The organism is Companilactobacillus heilongjiangensis (assembly GCF_000831645.3).
GTDB lineage: Bacteria > Bacillota > Bacilli > Lactobacillales > Lactobacillaceae > Companilactobacillus > Companilactobacillus heilongjiangensis.
The window spans coordinates 674,055-693,982 of record NZ_CP012559.1 but is presented as its reverse complement, the minus strand read 5'-3'; the positions used below and the strand labels follow the sequence as shown (position 1 = coordinate 693,982).

Genomic DNA, 19,928 nt, shown 5'->3' with positions numbered 1-19,928 from the left:
CCCTTCTCTAAAAAATTACGCAAAAAAAAGGCTACCGACAAAAGTCAGTAGTCTTTATTTTTTAAAATTATTCTTCATCGTCATCTGCAGCAGCAGTATAAACTTCAGAAACATCTTCATCATCTTCCAATTGGTCGATCATGTGTTCGAATTGTTCTTGTTTATCTTCTGGCACTGGAGTTGTATTTTGAGGGATCATTGTCAACTCTGAGTCGGCAAGTTCATAACCCTTTTCAATTAATCCGTCACGAACAGCAGCGAATTCTTTAGCTTCAGTATAGATTTCATAAGCGTCATCTGATGTTTGAAGATCATCAGCGCCAAGATCCATGATATCCATTAAAACAGTATCTTCATCTTGAGAGTTCTTTGTACGGTCAAGAACGATATAACCTTTACGGTCAAACATGTAAGCAACTGAGCCACTTGAGCCCATGCTTCCTCCGTTACGGGTAAATGCAACACGTACGGCAGAAGCAGTTCTGTTTTTGTTATCTGTCAAAGCTTCTACTAGAACTGCAACTCCACCTGGAGCGTAGCCTTCGTATGTAACTTCATCATAATGTTCATCACTACCGCCATCAGCCTTGTCTAAGGCACGTTTAATGTTGTCCTTTGGCATATTGGCTGCACGAGCTTTATCTACTATCAAACGAAGGGCAGCATTATCGTTAGGATCGGAGCCACCCGCCTTAGCTGCCATAAATAACTCACGAGACAACTTTTGGAAGATTTTACCACGCTTGGCATCTTGGGCACTTTTTCTACCTTGGATGTTATGCCATTTTGAATGTCCTGACATTTCTGTTTCCTTCTTTCATGATTATTATAAACCGCATATTATTTTATCAAAGTAAACGCGTTATTACAATATTTGCGACATAAATAACCATGGAAATTAACAGATATTTTTATTAATGATGTACTTTTTTGATATCGATTACACCAAATGTCAAAATACCAATCAAAACACCCAAAATTTGCATTCCAATTCCGCTGTTATTTCCGGTTTGAGGGAACGTTGCGACATTGGATTTTTGATAAGTTGGACGATAATTGGTAGCAATTAAAGTACCATTGCTCTTTCCTTTTGGACCAGGAACATAATAGACATTTCCCGAAACAATATATTCACCGCTACCTTTGGATTCAGTGTTTGGAACTGATGGATCTTTGGGATCTATTGGGTCCGTTGGGTCTGTGGGATCTGTTGGATCTGTTGGGTCTGTTGGGTCTGTTGGGTCTGTTGGATCCGTTGGGTCTGTGGGGTCCGTTGGATCTGTTGGGTCCGTTGGGTCCGTTGGATCTGTTGGGTCCGTTGGGTCCGTTGGATCTGTTGGGTCCGTTGGATCTGTTGGGTCTGTTGGATCTGTTGGATCTGTTGGATCTGTTGGGTCCGTTGGATCTGTTGGATCTGTGGGGTCCGTTGGATCAACTGGTCCGGTAGTATCTTTTGCAAGAACTATCAAATTAACATTCTTTGATTGTCCGTCCGCAGTACTCAAAACAACATTATATGTACCAGCAGCATTCAGATTGGCCTGTGTAAGGTCGACATTAACTGTCTGAGATTGAGCATTTTCATCTGTTGAAGTGGCTTTAAAATCATTAGCAGTTGGCGTTGGATCACCTACGTGCATTGTATAGTCGCTACCATTGATAGTTTTAGCAGCAGCTGTGATTGTTAATTTACCAGTATTCAAAGTTGTAATATCGTAATTAGGATTGTCAGTGGCATTAGCAACAACCGATAAATCATAGCTGCCAACCGTTTGACCATCAGGTCTGCTAATACTATAAACTAACTGATCGCCATCAGTAATATTTTCTAATCCATCGACTTTTGCTGTAAAACTAGGATCATCGGTTCCAGCAACTTTAGTAGCGTCATTACTTGTAATGGTAACCGGAGCTTTATTAATATCAAATGAAGCTGTATCCGTCCCCATCGTTAAATCATATAAACTATTCTGTCCATAATTCTCAATGTTATTAATTCCCTGTTGCGTCAAAGTAACCGTATAGTTTCCAGCATTCTTAGCTGTTTGATTCAACTCCAAATCACCATTTTGAATTTGATAGTTTGTCCCGTTCGATAGAACAACTTGATAATCACTATTATCAAAAGATTGATTTTGACCATTATAAGTTTTAGAACCCGTACCATCTAAATCAAATGTTCCCGTACGCTTATATACCTCGACATTGACCGTACTTTTAAAGGTCTTATCATAACTATAAGTGACTGTATAATTACCTGCCACTGTCGTATCTATTGTCTTAACGTCATCTCCAGCAGGATTTGTTACACTTACGTCAATTTCTGAAAATGGTATATCTTTTCCGGATGTTGTGGATGCACTGACAAAATTATCCACAGGTTCCCAGTTAGTACCTGCAGGAATGCTAGAATTAATTGCTTTAATATTAGGATCATCCAAAACTACATCGTAAACACCACTGTAACCTTTATCAGCTTCTGAATCTGGTGACAGAATCCAACTAAATGTAAAACTACCCACACCTGTTGGAATATCGAAAATACCATTCTTATACGTTACACCATTGGATAATTCAGTAATGCCTAAGGCATTCTCAGTAAGACCACCAATATCAAGATTAAAGTAATCGGAAATATTATTGTGTGCAGAATCAGTGAAAATAGCCGCAAACTGATTAGTTGCACTGTTTATATTGTAAGCAGTCGTTCCAATTTTAACGTTTGGAGCATTGACTTGGGTAATTCGATTATATGAAAAAGCATTCTCACCTAGTGAAAAGTCTGAGGCTGTGGTGGAAACACTCGTCAACTGATTACCAATAAACGATTCATTACCGATATTTTTAATCGTGCTTGGAATAGTTAAGTCATTATTCAGATCATTGTAAGAAAAAGCTGATTCTCCAATTGACTGCAATCCTTCATTCAAATTCAATGTTCCAATGTGATTGCCACTAAATGCTTGATTACCGATTGTAACCAAGCTGCTTGGCAACGTCAAAGTTCCAGTCAGATTGGCGAATTCAAAGGCTCCATTGCCGATACTACTCAATTTGTTGGCATTAGAAAAATCAGCACTCGTCAAATCACCATCATAAGTGAAAGCCTGATTGCCAATTGATATTAAATTAGGTCCAAAACTGATATTTTGGAGGCCTAAATTTGAAAGAAAGGCTTGATCACCAATCGTCTGCAAGCTATCAGGCAACTTAACTTCAGTACTTCTACTGTTATAAACAAACGCTTGGTTGCCAATAGATATCAAATTATTATTATTGCTTAAATCAATTTTATTATTTTCAGAATCTCCAGAAAAAGCTGATTCTCCAATACTTGTCAAAGCTGTGTCTTTTGAAAAATCAATATTTTGTAAACTAGTATTTGCGGCAAAGGCCTGATCACCAATCGTCTGTAAATTGGCTGGCAGTGTTATTGAAGTCACCGCACTATTATAAGTAAACGCCTCGTTACCGATAGTTTGAACGGAGTCAGGCAAATCAATTGTTGGAATTTGATTACCCCAAAATGCTAAATCACCAATACTTTTTAGGGTAGTGTCATCCGTCAAATCAATATTTTTCAAAGTTGAATAAATAAATGCGTTATTGCCAATACTTGTAACCCCGCTGTTGACTTTAACACTGGTTATCGTTTGATTGCTGGCAAAGGCATCATTACCAATGCTCGTAACGTTGTATTGCTTACTATCCTTGGAACTATTATTCGTAACTGTAATTTGAGTAGGAATATTTACTGACGAATCAGTCAACTGACTAGTTGTACCAGTCAAAGAAGCTTCACCAGTATCATCGTTGGTACTCCAGGTAAAGTCATTTGCATCTGTATGATCAGCATCTGATGTAATTGTATTAGCCGCAGTATCTACTGGTGTTAAACCTGTTGGTGCTGGGGTAGTCGGTGTGGTCGTTGACGGTGTCGTAGTTGAACTAGTAACAGCTGCTGTAGCCGGATCCGTGGATTCTTTTTCAATTGATGTACTTTCAACAACCGCTGTAGAACCCGATTGTGTTGCAGGGATAGTTGAAGATGCAGCCGTGCCCGCAGTTACAGCTGTACCTATTGAAGTCGCTGGAGCCACTTTTGAATCTGTAGTCACTGGTGTTTTTAAAGTTGCAGGCTCATTTGTTTCACCTGAAATTGCAGATGACACTGTGGATGGTGCTACATCAGAACTTGTTGTCCCAGTTGAACTGCCATTATCTCCTCCACTAACATCAGTTGGTGTTGGAGTACTTGGTGTATCGGATTCTTTATTTTCATTTGTTGTATTTGAAGTTGTTGATGAACTGCCACTATCAGTTGTCGTAGCATCCTTCACACTTGTATTTGAGCTTTCAGAAGGTGTTGGAACAGAACTAGTATCATCGGTAGTAGTAGCCGCATGAATAACGGCCTCATGGCTGAACGTGGTTCCCAGTCCTAAAGTCATGGCTGCGCCCGCAGCAATCAATAACTGCTTCTTGTTTAACATGATCTTCTTATTTGCCATAATAATAAACCGTCCTATTGAGATGAAATTTCTCCGAACCTGTCTAAACATCTCAACCGTATACTATAACATTTCTTATTATTTTTTAAATATTTAGCACATGGTGTCTATGCGGCAGGCTCATAAAAAAGAATGACTAAACAATATAGCAAAAAAGCCGACCATTTAGGTCGACTTTGACAAGCAGATTTTTAAAAAAATGACTCATTTTTCAATAACAAATTCAAACTTTTTTCACATTTTTATGTCTTATGACAAAATACGTAATAATCACCACAATCAAGGCACCTGTAAGCGCTCCAGCACTATCCAGTATGACATCTGTCACTGAAGGTGTCCGTCCACCAGTCAATCCTTGATGAAATTCATCGAAAGCTGCTAGACCAGTTGTCATTAACCATGGAACAAATACATTTAAAAAATGATTTTTTTTGAAATACGTATAAAGTGCTAAACAAAGAAATACCGCCAAAATTAAATACGTACCAAAATGAGCTCCTTTACGAATAAAAAACTCCACAAAGTGATAATAGCCATCATTCGCAATCGACTGTTCCTTACCACCATAATTAAAATGAATCTGACTCAAGCTACTCTTAAGCGGTTTGCCATGCACATATTTTTCTAGAAATGGTACTGAAGTTTGTTGTTTGTAAGTCATAGACGAACTGTAAAACAAAATCAGTTCAATCAAAACTACGCCACCCCAGAACCACTTTTCATTTTTCTTTAACTTATCCATTATTTTTCATCCCAATTCACGGTTGAATTAAGTCTCTTGGCATCGTCAAAATAGCCCGAATGATAGGAGGAATTAATTGCCCAATAATAAATTACGGTTGAAAATATCATAATCACGAGAAAATCCCAAGGATATTGAATCGTATTGATCCCACCAAAATGACTGCTACCAATCCACGAAATAACTGATAGACCAACCAAATGAACAATCAGCCAAAGACTTGCATAAAACTTCTGTTTGAACTCTTTAAATCCACGACGAAAATCGTAAACAAAGTAAATGGGCAACCCCACAATAATAATCACGATAACTTCGACAGTCGTTGGAAACATTGACCAGTAAATTGCCAAACTAATTAAATCGAAAACCAATGGAGCCAATAATCTCATCCCTCGAATCTTCGTTGGACGTTTGAAATTTGGTCCCATTTTACGCAAACTACCAGCAACGACTGGACCCGACAATAACGAAATCAACGTTGACGCTGCAACAACTCGTGACAATAATGCCCAATTTTTAAACAACAAAATCAAAATCACACTGACCAAGAAATCGACCATTAAGGCAATTCTTGGCGTGCTGTAATTATTATTCGTGTTACTCAAAATTTTAGGTAAATGTTTATTCTTAGGCATTGAAGACAATGATTTACTTGCTGAAGCTGAAAAAGCTATCCCACTTCCAATTGGTGAAATAAACGCTGTGAAGTAAATCAAAGTTGATAACCAATACACATTTAAGAGAATTGCCAGATCCGCAAATGGTGAGTTGAAACTAATCTGTGACCAACCACTGCTGACGATCGATTTTGGCAAAGCTCCAATGAAGACAATTTGTAAAGTAATATAAATCAGAGCACTTATTAACAACGAATAAATAATTCCGCGGCGAATATTAACCGCCGGTTTGATAATATCATTACCTAAATTAATTACCGTTTGAAAAGCCACGTACGAATAAATAATTCCTGCACTACCAATGGCTACGAAAATTGATGACGTTCCATTCGGCATAAACTGATGAATCGTTGTCCCCATATTATTTAAATCAAAATGGGCTGAAACTAACAAAATCATTGTAATAATTGGTACCGCAATTTTGAAAACTGAAATGAAATTATTAAATTTGGCCATAATCGTAACTGACCAATAATTTATCAACGTAAAAACTAAGATTAAAACCGTTGCCATAAGAATACCGCTGAAAGACAACTGACCATTTTTCATAAAACCATGCGTCCACTGTGCCCATTTCCAAGGCCAAGTACTCATGTACTGTGTGGATGCCACCGCCTCAATCGGTAAAATTGCCAACAGTGAAAGCCAATTGGCCCATGAAAAAATGTGTCCTAACAGTGAACCATGAGTATACATTGTAAAGCGACTCATCGCCCCATCTTCAGGAAACATCGTTCCAATTTCAACGTAAACCATCGCAATCATCGCTACCAAAATCGCCCCTAAAATCCAAGCCACAATTGCAGCTGGACCAGCAATCTTAGCAGCCTGACTGGAACCAAACATCCATCCTGAACCAATAATGGCACTAAGGCCAAACATCACAGTTGAGAACAGATTTAACTTTTTATCCCTCATAAAACCACCAATCTATTGTTTGCCGTCTCCAGAAATGAGAGTTTTCACCTGCTATGCGGACCGGCTCGAGCCAAAGTGCGGTCTTCAAACACGCCCGGTGGTGTAATGGCTGAAGCCATAACGCCACACCCACAGCGGGTGAAACTCTCATTTCTTCCGACTAGTTTATCTCTCAAAATTAATACAACTAAATATTCTACATTATTGACCTCTATCAACCTATGATAAAGGTCTGTTTGTTTTTTGGTTTTGAATTAAATATGCAAATAAGCGAGATAACATATCCAATCCAAAAACAATCTAGCCTGTGGGTGCCATCGATGTAGACAGCTATGGAGGTGGCGTTAGAGCTTTAGCTCTTACACCACAGGGCGACTTTGGAGACTTGCCGAACCTATGGCAAGGCTTCAAAGCGAGACTTGAGACCTTGGCTCAAGTCGGTCCTCATAGCAGGCTACATCGTATGGCACCCACAGGCGGCAGTTCCCCCAAACCCAAAACAAAAAAATAGCCTCCATATTGGAAGCTATCATTAACATTTTCTATTAAATTAGACTACTCTACCGTAACACTTTTGGCAAGATTACGAGGTTTGTCGACATCATTGCCACGAGCCAAACTTGCATAGTAAGCAATGAGTTGAGCAGGTACAACACTGATAATTGGTGAAATTAATTCGTCAATTTCAGGGATAATAATTTGATCCCCAGCTTCAGCGTATTTTTGACTGGCAATTACAAGCACATGAGCTCCACGAGCTTTAACTTCTTGGATATTACCGCGTGTATGACTGGCACCAACACCATCATTGACATAGGCAATAACTGGAGTATTTTGTTCGATCAAGGCGATTGTTCCGTGCTTCAACTCACCAGCAGCGAATCCTTCAGCGTGAATGTATGAAATTTCTTTCAACTTCAAAGCGGCTTCAAGTGATAAGGCATAATCAATACCACGGCCAATGTAGAAAGCGTCTTTTTGATCTGTTAGGAAGTCAGCTGTCAATTTCTTGATTGTTTCTTTTTCATCAACGATTGTTTGAATACCGTTAGCTGCTAAAGCTAATTGCTTCTTAACGTCGAATTTCTTAGCATCATCAAGTCCTTTAGCCATTCCCAATGCTTTTGCCAAAACTGCTTCAACGGCGATCTGAGCTGTATAAGCTTTAGTTGAGGCAACCGCAATTTCAGGTCCAGCAAGCAATTCCATTGTAAATGTTGCTTCACGTGAAAGTGTTGAATTTGGCACGTTAGTCATCGTCAAACTTGGTAACTTCAATTCGTTAACTTTAACAAGCACTTGACGACTATCGGCAGTTTCACCACTTTGTGATAGGAAAATGAAGAATGGGTGCTTAGATAACTTAGGCATGTGATAACCGAATTCACTACCAAGCTCAACATCAACTGGCACATCAGCAACTTGTTCAAAAATATTTTGACCAACTAAACCGGCGTGATAACTAGTTCCAGCGGCGACAATGTACAAACGGTCAGCTTTCTTCATTTCTTCCAACAAAGCAGGTTCAATGTTCATACTGCCATCATCATTGAGATAATTTTGAGAAATCTTTCTCATAACATTTGGTTGTTCGTCAATTTCCTTGAGCATGTAGTGTTCATAAGTACCCTTAGAGATATCGCTAGCATCAAGATCAACTGTGTAAGAATCTCTCTTAACTGGAGTACCATCAAGCTTACTGATTTCAACAGAACCTTTTTTAAGGATAACAACTTCACCATCTTGAATTTCAACAAATTGATGAGTTTGATCAAGCATAGCCATAGCATCGGAACAGATAACATTGAAGCCATCGCCCAAGCCAATCAATAGTGGACTCTTATTTTTAGCAACGAAGATACGGTCAGGTTGTTCCTTGTCGACCATTGCAAAAGCGTATGAACCTTCAATCAAGCTAAGTGCTTTTCTAAAAGCAGCCTCACCATCAAGTCCTTCTTTTGCAAAGTGATCAACTAATTGAACAGCAACTTCAGTATCGGTTTGACTGCTAAAGTTAACATCTGACAAGTATTTAGTTTTGAGTTCTTCAAAGTTTGTTAGGACACCGTTATGTACGAGGTAGAAACGGTTATCTTCTGAAAAATGAGGGTGAGCATTTTCGATGGTTGGTGTTCCATGAGTAGCCCATCTTGTATGTCCAATACCGACAAGGCCTTGAACATCGTCTGTCACAGCATTTTCCAATTTACTAATCTTACCAACTTCTTTAACCAAGTAATCTTTGCCGTCTTGGTTGTTAACGTAAATCCCGGCTGAATCATAGCCACGATACTCAAGCTTCTCTAATCCGTTCAATAAAATATCAGTAGTTTTATTATTTCCAATAACTCCAACAATTCCACACATATTAATCAATGCCTTTCTTGTATTGGTATAGTTCTTTTATTTTTAATGGTATAGTTCATTTCTTATGTTTTATCATCTTGCGACAATGCCTAGAATACTAATCAAATGGTTTTTTGTCAAGAAAAGTTTAATATTTTCAAAAATTGGTACGGTTGGTATGTACCGATATTGTCTATATGGTATATATGTATAGGCCATTTGTTTCGGGCCGCCAGAACCGAACTGTGATTCCGCCTGCAGTAGACCGGTGCGAGCCAAGGTCTCGCGCCTCGATGTTGAGCTTCGCAAAAAGCACGAATCTCAAAATACGTCAGTAGAGTAAGAGCTAAAGCTCTAACTCTACTCCTACTGCGGGCTCCATCACTGTTCGGCTCTGGCTAGTTTTTTTGAATTAATCGGGAATTTAATGTGTGGATGATAAAAAAGATCAAAAAAATAGAGATTGAAGGATTATTTTTCCTCAATCTCTATTTTTGATTTTCTTATTTTTGAAGTTGTGCTTATTGGGGGTATTGAAAAGCCCTTTTTTATATAGGCAGTGGCTCTAAAACGAGCTACACAAGGGCAACTCCCTCCGCTTTTCATAATTTTGTAAATCACACGCAAGTTCGGCGCGTAATTCACAAAACTACGAAAATGCTCAGGAGCTAACCGCCCTTGTTCCGCTCTCTCACCAAAACGAGTTCCGACAGGGCAACTCCTTCCGCTTTTCACAACTTTGTAAATCACACGCAAAACCAGCGTGTAATTCACAAAGTCGCGAAAATGCTCGGGAGCTGACCGCCCTGTCTCCACTCTCTAATTTAATTCACTCTTAACAACTTCCACAATCTGATCACAATATTCATTAACTTTTTCTTCTGTAGGTGCTTCACACATAACTCTCAACAATGCTTGTGTACCACTAGGACGTACTAACACACGGCCATCGCCATCCATTTCATCTTCAACTGCTTTGATTGAATCAAGGATTGGTTGGTGTTGATCCCATGAGTTTTTGTCTGCTACGGGAACGTTAACTAGCTTTTGTGGATAAATCTTAACAGGTGCACCTAATTCTGCTAGGGTCTTGCCTGTTTCTTTCATGACGTGCAACAAGTGGATTCCTGTTAACATTCCGTCTCCTGTATTCATGTACTCATACAAGACAACGTGTCCTGATTGTTCTCCACCGATGTTGTAATTGTTGGCACGGATCTCTTCAACAACGTGACGGTCACCAACGGCTGTTTGAACTGACTTCATGCCATTAGCTTCGATAGCTTTGTACAAACCGAGGTTACTCATAACTGTTGTTACGATTGTGTCTTTCTTTAAACGGCCACCATCGTGCAAATACTTACCGAGGATGAACATAATCTTGTCACCATCAACAATATTACCATCAGCATCAACGGCGATACAACGGTCTCCATCACCATCAAAAGCTAATCCAGCAACGGCATCTGATTCTTTAACACGTCTTGCTAATTCTTCTGGATGTGTTGAACCAACGTTTTTGTTGATGTTGATTCCATCTGGATGTGAGGCCATGATTTCGAAGTCAACGCCCAAGTCAGCAAACAATGTGCTTGCTAAACGACTTGTTGAACCATTGGCTGTATCCAAAACAATCTTCATACCACTTAGATCATCTGACAATGTTTGTTTCAAGAATTGGAGATACTTTTGAGCACCTTCTGGATAGTCTGAAACGCTACCTAAACCTTCAGCAGATGGTCTTGGCAAAGTATCTTCTTTGGCATCCAATAATTCTTCAATTTCATCTTCAACGTCATCTGGCAATTTGTAACCATCTGAACCAAAGAACTTAATTCCGTTATCTTCAGCAGGATTGTGTGATGCAGAAATCATAATTCCGGCATCAGCTGAAACGGCACGTATTAAATAAGCAACGGCTGGAGTTGTAATTACATCAAGATCTAGCACTTCAATACCTACAGACAATAGTCCTGAGATTAAACTTGATTGCAACATTTGACCAGAAATACGTGTATCTCTGGCAACTAGAACACGTGGACGTGAGTCATTATTTTCTGAATGTTGTGTTAGAACGTAACCCCCGAAACGGCCTAGCTTAAATGCTAGTTCAGGACTTAACTCCTTATTTGCAATACCTCTTACTCCGTCTGTTCCAAAATATTTTGTCATGAAAACTTACCCCCAGCGTATTATTCTTCGCTATTATTATTATCTTCAGTCGAGTCGTTATTTGACGAACTCGAATTATTATTAGTACTACTGTCATTAGTTGACGTATTAGTACCATTGCTGCTATTAGTGTTGTTCGATGATGAACTCGACGAACCAGTATTGATTGTCACACTAATGCTATCAGGATCCGTAAAGGCCACTTTACCGCCCAAAGCATCGCCTAAATCAATTGACTTCTTGGTATTTCCGGTAACATCACTTACATCAACTGGCACATCAATTGAATTATCAATCGCATCCATTTGATCTTGCGTTCCGAAAATTCTGATGCTTTTCACATCAGATTCAAATGTGAAATTCGAGTTATTAGAATTTCCTGACTGTTTCAAGTTGATTGTTACTTGTTTGCTTTGAATAGTAATTGGAATTTTTACGTGAACCGTTTGTGGATCCAACGTAACATTTACAGTTTTACCATTTTTATCGAGTGCTTGCACTAAAACTTCTTGATCAAATGTCGATTTTATTCCTTTTGGCAAAATTGGTTTAACGATAACCTTGTTGATCTTTTCAATCTCAGAGGCGGCACCAGTAACTGTGACAGTATCAGGAGATATATCAATCTTACCGGTTTCGTAACCAGTTGCTAAGAATTCTTTATTGTAATCAACATCGACCGCAAACTTCTTAGTTTCACGCTGTTGAATATTAACGGTGACATACTTCGGTTTTATACTATAAGTTAATTCACTGTTCAAGCCAGACTCCTTGATTTGAACACGATGCTGTCCAATCGACAAGTCTTTTAAATTCAAATATAAGTTAAAATTCTGAGTATTTTTGGTCGCAGTAACTAGAGCCGCTGGCCCTTCAATCGTTACTTTGACATTTTCCGGATAACCAGTGATGTAATATTTATCGACATCCGCCTGTAACTGTAAAGGTACTGTAAAAGTTGCCCTTTTGGTTACAGTCGAAGTATTCGATTGATTAGAATTTCTGGTTGATCCTACACCTGGTGTGCTTACAAAAAAGAACAACCATAAGGCACAGCAGAGGGCGATAAAGGCATAAAAATAATTGCTATTTATTATTTTCTTTATCATCTTGGCCCTCCTTCTTCTTCCGACCAATTCTAAAGAAATCTAATATCGAATGATTGTCATTTTCATTCGGATCCTTTAATTGAGCGTGAAGATATTTCAGGTAATCTTCTCGAGAAAGATCAAGCATCATATGACCATTTCTAGTTATCATGACACCACCAGTCTCTTCTGAGACAACAATTGTAATTGCATCAGTTACTTCACTGATACCAACTGCCGCTCTGTGACGCGTTCCTAATTCCTTAGGAATCGTATTGCTTTCTGACAACGGCAAGTAGGCAGCCGCAACTGATATCCGGTTATTTCGGACGATTACTGCCCCATCATGCAACGGAGTATTCGGTATGAAAATATTGATCAATAAAGCTCCAGTAACTTCAGCGTCCAAATCAATACCAGTTTCGACATATTCTTCCAAACCAGTATTCATTTCCAAAGTTATCAAAGCACCGATTCTACGCTTACTCATGTACTGAATCGCCTGATCCAAACTTTCGATCAAGTGATTCTTGGTTTTGCCTTCTTCGTTACTCGTTGAACTAAATAACGGCATTCGCCCTAAATGTTCCAATCCACGACGAATCTCAGGCTGAAAGATTATCACAATGACGATAATTCCCCAGTTGATCAATTGATCCATCAGAAAAGAGACCGTGTGTAAATTTAACGCCCAACTAATGAGTTTGATACCAAAAATTATCACGATTCCTTTTAGAAGCTGTACCGCTTTCGTGCCTCGTAACATCGACAGAACTTTATACAGAAAATACCAGACTACTAGGATATCAACCAAGTTAGCCAAGTTCTGCCATGTAAATATATTGCTTGGTATAAAATTCATTTTTCTAGCTCCTTAGCAGTTCGAACTAATTATAACAAACAATAAAAATTATAAAAGTTCATCATTTTTTAGATACTAGTCAGTCCCTATATTAATGACTTCTTCACTGTAATTGATATTTTGCCGTAATTCATTGGCAGTCGCTTTACTAATCTTACCTTGTTCCAACATATCTTGGACAAAAGCCCGTTGATAACTCAAAGCTTTGACTTCCAAAGCTGCTCGATCACCACTAAATTGCGGTGTCCGACCACGATATTTACCTTGAAGCAATTCCAAACGGTCTTCGTAGTGACGTTGGAAAATATAGATCAAATTGTCCGCAAATCCTTCATTATCTGACTGACTCAATTCTTGCAACTTGGCTAAAGCTCGTTTTGCCCCAGCAGTCGAAATTTTGATAGAATCTTGATTCAACTGCTTGATATCATCATACTTCACAGAACGATAGAACCATCGTCTGATTTGCAGATAGGTTCTTCTAAAGTAACTCAAGAAAAATTCAACTGTTGAATTGTAACGACGATGCACAATATCTTTTTTATATTTAGCAATTTTACGGTTTGCAATATCATACGCATCATCAGAGATTTCATGATTAACGTATAATTCTTCGATTGCTTCAAGTTCACAATTAAAACAAATGTCCCACAATTCTGCATCTTTTTTACTCTTAACACGACGCTTACTAATTTGGTGACTGGCCATTTTGGGATTATGGTTACGAATACTCAAATTACGAAGATCTTGTAAATACTCTCCAATGACTGATGAATAAACGGCTGTATCACCGTCATCCATTTCACCACGCAGCTTCTTGATAGTCTTGTCCAAAATCACACGATTAGCTTCAGCCTGCGTTAATTTAACAATTACTGGTACATCTTCATCATCGTCTTCGTCATCATCCTCATCAGAAACAAACGTATTACCACGATAAGCAACCGGTGCACTATTTTTAGTTAATAAAGGAATTAAAATTGTCGCCCCTAACAAACTAAAAATAATCACAGCACTAGCTAAAAACAACAGTAATGTTCGAGATGGGAATGGCGCTCCGCCTTTAATGGTCATTGGCAATGACAAAACACCGACCATTGTAACGGCGCCACGCACACCAGAAATACCAGACATCAGGCAATCATCTAGTCTTGATTTAGACCAGAGCACGATTTTATTATCGCCATTTTTAGAGAAAGTCGAATAGACATAACTCCACGCCGCCCGGATCACGACTAACATTATCCAAATAATAAAGGCTAAGAAAAGTGCTCCGATAGTGTTTATATTGTCGTTATGAACTAGTTCTTCCATGGCAAACGGAATTTCGATACCCAACAGCACGAAAACGATTCCGTTAAGGACGTACACAACTAAATCCCAGGTTCGGGAGGTGACCATTTTAATTTCCGGTGTAAAGCTGCTGAGATTACGATTAGATGAAATATTTAGAATCCCAGCGATAACAACCGCTACAACTCCAGATACATCGAAAATATCTTCAGCAACATAGTAGATAATAAATGGAATAATAATTTGAATTATGGCATGTAGAATCGAATCATCGACACCTTGGTTCATCAAGTACAATCTAACACCGTTGAAAATCCAAATCATCACGGCACCAACTAGGGCACCGACGATAGAAATATGGAAGAAATCGATTGTAGCATCCTTCAATGAGAACATACCGGTGACCGTTGCAGCGACACCATATTTAAAACAGATCAATCCGGATGCATCATTGATCAAACTTTCCCCACTAATTAAATGCATCAATTTATCAGGGATATGCGCTTTCTTAGCGATTGATTGCACCGCGATGGGATCAGTTGGCGACAGAACTGCAACCAACGTAAACGCTGTAGCCCACGGTAATGTCGGGATGAGCCACTTAACAAAGACTCCACCGACCAAGGTTGAAATCACAACCAGAACAATCGCATTTCCTAAAATAGGACCTTTTAATTTCCACAACTCTCGTTTCGGGAAATTATTCCCATCGTTAAACAGAATTGGCGCAATAAATGCTAACAAAAACCACTCGGTATCAACGTAAATTTTAACGTGCATAAACAATGCAGCCAAAATACCCGCAGCAATTTGTAACAAACTGGGCGGAATCGACACAAAGTAGTGACTTACAATATTGGCAATAATTAAGAGTGAAAGAATCAAAATAATTGATTCAAGTATTTCCACAGACAACACCTACCTATTAATTTTAATGAAGGTTGACTGTCTACAGGGATGAGAATATTAACCTGCTATGCGGACCGATTCGAGCCACATTGCGGTCTCGAATCTCGGTTTGAAGCCTTACCAAAGTTCGGTAAGTCTCCAAACTCGCCCGGTGGTGTAAGAGCTAAAGCTCTAACGCCACACCCACAGCTGGTTAATATTCTCATCCCTTCCGACTAATTTGCTTTTTAAATAATAAATAAAACAAATAACTATCACAACATTTTGTAAAGTTAATGAAGTTATACCAACCTTAGTTTCTCTTAGTTCAAAATCAATCTAAATACCGTCTCCGGTTGTCAGTAATGCAGTCCGATGTGTAATCCAAGGTACCATGATTCAACAGATTACATTACTGACAACCGGAAATTAAGATACTTGATTAAAAATTATGTTTTTAAATCTTGTAGCTGGTTACTTAACACATGGCGCTAGTTGATAATCTATTAAAAATACTTCATAGCCTAAAGTTACTTGAATAATTTGACGTTCAATTATTACCAATCAATTAGTCGGAAGAGCTGGGAAATATTTGTGTGCCGTGGAAGTGGTATAAGTACGGGAAGTTTTTCCCGTACTTATACCACCGGACGTGTTTGGAGACTTGACGAACCATGCCAAGGCTTCAAACCGAGGTTCGAGACCGCACTTTGGCTCGGACCGTTCCGCACAGCTTGAGAATATTTCCCAGCTCTGGAGGCGGCATGTTTAACTAGCACCACATGTTATTTATCAATGCAACAAAGGTGATAAATACTCAGATTAAGAAAATGACCAGATTATTAATTAGTCTGATCACAACAAATTCATTCAAAAAAAACGTTACCTAAATCGGAGGTCGAAAGTGATTTTTACTTTTTATCCTCACCGATAATACGGACTTCTGTTTTTAGCTCGACATCAAATTTCTCTTTAACAGTCTTTTGGATTAAATGAATCAAATTCAAATAATCGGTTGCTGTTGCGTGCTTGATGTTGACGATAAAGCCGGCATGTTTCATGGAATCTTGTGCCCCACCGACTATCTTGCCTTGAAGTCCAGCTTTAATAATCAAAGGACCGGTAAAATGACCCTTTGGACGTTTGAAGACACTACCACATGAAGGATATTCCAATGGTTGCTTGGAACGTCTCAACTCGTTTAGTCGATCCATCTCTTCTTGAATAGCATCTTTATTACCACGCTTTAAGGCGAACGTAGCGCTTATAACGATACCACCGTTATCCTGAACGATACTGTGACGGTAACCGAATTGCATATCTTCATGCGTTAACGTTGTAATTCGACCATCTGGCATCAAAACTTCAGCTGATTCAAAGACATCAGTGATTTCACCACCATAAGCACCGGCATTCATGAAGACTGCACCACCGACACTTCCGGGAATTCCAGCGGCAAATTCGATACCAGTTAAACCGGCTTTTTGAGCCGCAATTGTTGTATTAATGATTGTAGCGCCCGCTTCGGCTGTAACGCTGGTTTCAGAAACTTTGATTTCATGGAAATTAGGCAAAATTATTACAATACCCCTGATTCCACCATCTTTAATAATCAAGTTACTGGCATTACCGATTACCGTGATAGCAACTTTGTTAACTCTTGCTGTATCAACGATTTCGACTAATTCGTCACGTGTTTTAGGAAAGGCCAAAACATCAGCGGGACCACCGGTTTTGGTAAAGGTATATTTACTCAAAGGTTCATTTAATTTAAATTCAATATTTGGTAATTTTTCAACTGGAAAATTCAACATTCATCATCCTTTTACTACTAAGACTTACTGTATAATTTTATCACATAGTTAGAAACATAACGAACTAACAAGCCTAACAATAATGCTATAATATTTGCGAGGTGATTTTATGAAACTTATATCTTGGAACGTCAATGGTTTACGTGCCGTGGTTAAAAAAGATTTTGCTGAAATATTCAAAGAATTGGATGCCGATGTCTTTAGTATTCAAGAGACTAAGCTTCAAGAAGGCCAAATTGATCTTGAATTAGCTGGCTATCACCAATATTTCTTCTACGCTCAGAAAAAAGGTTACTCGGGAACTGCTGTTTTCACTAAACAGGAGCCTATCAGTTTCAAACAAGGACTCGATATTGAGGAGTTTGATGATGAAGGTCGTACGATTACACTCGAATTCCCTGACTTTTACTTAATTAACAGTTACACTCCAAACTCACAACCGAAATTAAAACGAATCGATTATCGTATGCGTTATGACGATGCTTTAAGAGCATATATGTTAAAATTATCAGCCGATAAACCTGTTGTTCTCTGTGGTGATTTAAACGTTGCTCACGAAGAGATTGACTTGAAGAACCCCAAGAGTAATCACAAGAACCCAGGATTCTCTGATCAAGAACGCAACAAGTTTACGGAATTATTAGACAGTGGCTTCATTGATAGTTTCCGGTCACTACATCCTGACGAAGCTAAATATTCATGGTGGAGTTATCGTTTCAATGCTCGCAAGAATAATGCGGGTTGGCGTATTGACTACTTTGTTGTTTCTCAAAATGGCAAAGATTTAATTAGTAACGCCGATATACTTAACGACGTTTACGGATCAGACCACTGTCCAATTGAATTAGATTTAGATATCAAAGGAGAATAATTAATGAATTTTGTTTCTATGGATTTTGAAACTGCCAATGGTAGTCGTAGCAGTGCCTGTTCACTTGCTTTGGTTTTAGTACGTGACAGTCAAATTGTCGACAGCTTTTACACATTAATCAATCCTCGTGAATACTTCAGTCCTCGCAATATCCAAATTCACCATATTCGACCTGAAGATGTAGCGGACGCTCCAACATTTGACCAAGTCTGGAACCATATCAGCCCCCTATTTGATAACAGTCACTTAGTTGCCGCTCATAACGCTAGTTTTGATAACAGTGTTTTAAAAAATACCCTCTCAAATTACAACATTATGGTTCCTAAGTATCAGACAATCGACACTTTACGTACAAGTCGCAAGTTTTATCCACAGTTTCCTAATCACAAATTGAATACCGTTTCCGATGCACTCAATATTGATTTGAAGAATCATCACAATGCCTTAGCAGATAGCGTGGCCTGTGCAGAAATTCTTTTGAAGACTGAGCAACAATTTGGAATCGAACAAATAAAAAAAATGGTTAAAATTACAGGCTAATACCCAAATAAATAGGAGTTATACCACACTTGATTATTCTCAAGTATGATATAACTCCTATTTTTGTACAGTTAACTATTTAAAATTCAAATTAGTCGGAAGAAATGAGAATATTTACCCGCTGTGGGTGTGGCGTTATAGCTTTAGCTATTACACCACCGGGCGCGTTTGGAGATTTGCCGAACTTTGGCAAGTCTTCAAACCGAGATTCGAGACCGCACTTTGGCTCGGATCGGTCCGCATAGCGGGTAAAATATTCTCATTTCTGGAGACGGCTACAGTTAAACCATCTTTTTCATTACTAATGTTTTTTCAGTTTCAGACTCAGTTGTAAAACCATATTTTTGATAGATATAGATAGCAACTGGGTTATTTTTGTATACTTCTAGAAAAATTTCTTTCAGTGGTGATTCAGAGGCCCAATCGAGTGCATCTTCTAATAGAAACGAAGCGATACCGTTATTCCAAAATCCCTTATCAACAACGACACCAAATTCAGCTTTTTCCTCATCAGAATTTTCCAAACGACAATAACCAACGATTTGACCATCAAAATCAGCCACAATCAATTCATCATGGTCAGAATGATAAATGGCATCCAACGCAATTTCTTCATCAGCAACTGTGACATCTTTCATATCATCATACGAAATAAAATCACTCTGTTGACTGGCTTTTTTTAAGAAATCTAGCAGACTCTGAGCATCATTTGGAATTGCTTCACGTAATTTTAATTGTTCACTCATACCAAGTCACCGAAACCACGGTCATTAAATGTTTCACCATGCAATTTAAAAACAACTTCCCGATCAGTATCAGACAGACGTTTGATATTGATTGAAATATGTTCGTCAGGAATCTCATCCTTAATAAATTGTGGCCATTCAACAATGGTAATACCGTCGCCATCAAAGTATTCGTCAAAACCTAAATCTTCATCTGGACTGCTTTCCAAACGGTAGGCATCCATGTGATAAAGTGGCACACGACCATCTTTATATTCTCGAATCAATGTGAAAGTTGGACTCTTAACGTTACGCTTGATTCCCAATCCGCGGGCCAAACCACGAGTTAGAGTAGTTTTACCAACACCAAGGTCACCATTCAAAACGACAACATCCCCCGCTTGTAACAAATGGGAAACCTTCTCGCCTAATTTTTCTGTATCCTCATATGAATGAGTTGTTAATTGATATTCAAGCATAC

At 38.7% G+C, this 19,928-nt stretch carries 14 protein-coding genes; 2 read left to right on the top strand and 12 right to left on the bottom strand.

The window, feature by feature from the left end:
- Nucleotides 1-67: 67 nt before the first annotated feature.
- From JP39_RS03170 to murB, 10 genes are all read right to left on the bottom strand, one after another.
- On the bottom strand, nucleotides 68-802 hold the full coding sequence (locus tag JP39_RS03170) for a YebC/PmpR family DNA-binding transcriptional regulator (RefSeq protein WP_041499340.1): 735 nt from the start codon (nucleotides 800-802) through the stop codon (nucleotides 68-70).
- A gap of 112 nt (nucleotides 803-914) precedes the next feature.
- Nucleotides 915-4,511, bottom strand: coding sequence for a leucine-rich repeat protein (locus tag JP39_RS03165; RefSeq protein ID WP_041499341.1), 3,597 nt, complete (start codon nucleotides 4,509-4,511; stop codon nucleotides 915-917).
- Between the two features lie 223 nt (nucleotides 4,512-4,734).
- On the bottom strand, nucleotides 4,735-5,253 hold the full coding sequence (locus tag JP39_RS03160) for a VanZ family protein (RefSeq protein WP_041499342.1): 519 nt from the start codon (nucleotides 5,251-5,253) through the stop codon (nucleotides 4,735-4,737).
- Nucleotides 5,253-6,848 carry an APC family permease gene (locus JP39_RS03155; protein WP_041499343.1) on the bottom strand — a complete coding sequence of 532 codons (1,596 nt, stop codon included), beginning with the start codon at nucleotides 6,846-6,848 and terminating at the stop codon, nucleotides 5,253-5,255. Before JP39_RS03155 ends, JP39_RS03160 begins: the two co-directional genes overlap by 1 nt.
- 555 nt (nucleotides 6,849-7,403) lie before the next feature.
- On the bottom strand, nucleotides 7,404-9,215 hold the full coding sequence (gene glmS, locus JP39_RS03145) for a glutamine--fructose-6-phosphate transaminase (isomerizing) (RefSeq protein WP_041499345.1): 1,812 nt from the start codon (nucleotides 9,213-9,215) through the stop codon (nucleotides 7,404-7,406).
- A gap of 798 nt (nucleotides 9,216-10,013) precedes the next feature.
- Nucleotides 10,014-11,366, bottom strand: a complete 1,353-nt coding sequence (gene glmM / locus JP39_RS03140; RefSeq protein ID WP_041499346.1) for a phosphoglucosamine mutase — start codon at nucleotides 11,364-11,366, stop codon at nucleotides 10,014-10,016.
- Between the two features lie 20 nt (nucleotides 11,367-11,386).
- Entirely contained in the window at nucleotides 11,387-12,475 is a 1,089-nt protein-coding gene (locus JP39_RS03135; protein WP_048698900.1) for a CdaR family protein, read from the bottom strand.
- On the bottom strand, nucleotides 12,453-13,316 hold the full coding sequence (cdaA, locus tag JP39_RS03130) for a diadenylate cyclase CdaA (protein ID WP_041499347.1): 864 nt from the start codon (nucleotides 13,314-13,316) through the stop codon (nucleotides 12,453-12,455). Before cdaA ends, JP39_RS03135 begins: the two co-directional genes overlap by 23 nt.
- A 75-nt stretch (nucleotides 13,317-13,391) precedes the next feature.
- Nucleotides 13,392-15,518, bottom strand: coding sequence for a cation:proton antiporter (locus JP39_RS03125; RefSeq protein WP_041499348.1), 2,127 nt, complete (start codon nucleotides 15,516-15,518; stop codon nucleotides 13,392-13,394).
- An 890-nt stretch (nucleotides 15,519-16,408) separates the two neighbouring features.
- Nucleotides 16,409-17,311, bottom strand: coding sequence for a UDP-N-acetylmuramate dehydrogenase (gene murB / locus JP39_RS03120; protein WP_041499349.1), 903 nt, complete (start codon nucleotides 17,309-17,311; stop codon nucleotides 16,409-16,411).
- A 109-nt stretch (nucleotides 17,312-17,420) separates the two neighbouring features.
- Here murB and JP39_RS03115 point away from each other — a divergent pair, with 109 nt between their 5' ends.
- Nucleotides 17,421-18,182, top strand: a complete 762-nt coding sequence (locus JP39_RS03115) for an exodeoxyribonuclease III (RefSeq protein ID WP_041499350.1) — start codon at nucleotides 17,421-17,423, stop codon at nucleotides 18,180-18,182.
- A 3-nt stretch (nucleotides 18,183-18,185) separates the two neighbouring features.
- Nucleotides 18,186-18,722, top strand: coding sequence for a 3'-5' exonuclease (locus JP39_RS03110; protein WP_041499351.1), 537 nt, complete (start codon nucleotides 18,186-18,188; stop codon nucleotides 18,720-18,722).
- A gap of 281 nt (nucleotides 18,723-19,003) precedes the next feature.
- Here the strand turns inward: JP39_RS03110 and JP39_RS03105 are convergent, their stop codons facing one another.
- Both JP39_RS03105 and tsaE read right to left on the bottom strand, forming a co-directional pair.
- Entirely contained in the window at nucleotides 19,004-19,468 is a 465-nt protein-coding gene (locus JP39_RS03105) for a GNAT family N-acetyltransferase (protein ID WP_041499352.1), read from the bottom strand.
- Nucleotides 19,465-19,926 carry a tRNA (adenosine(37)-N6)-threonylcarbamoyltransferase complex ATPase subunit type 1 TsaE gene (tsaE, locus tag JP39_RS03100; protein ID WP_041499353.1) on the bottom strand — a complete coding sequence of 154 codons (462 nt, stop codon included), beginning with the start codon at nucleotides 19,924-19,926 and terminating at the stop codon, nucleotides 19,465-19,467. The genes JP39_RS03105 and tsaE overlap by 4 nt, the downstream gene beginning before the upstream one ends.
- Between the last annotated feature and the right edge of the window lie 2 nt (nucleotides 19,927-19,928).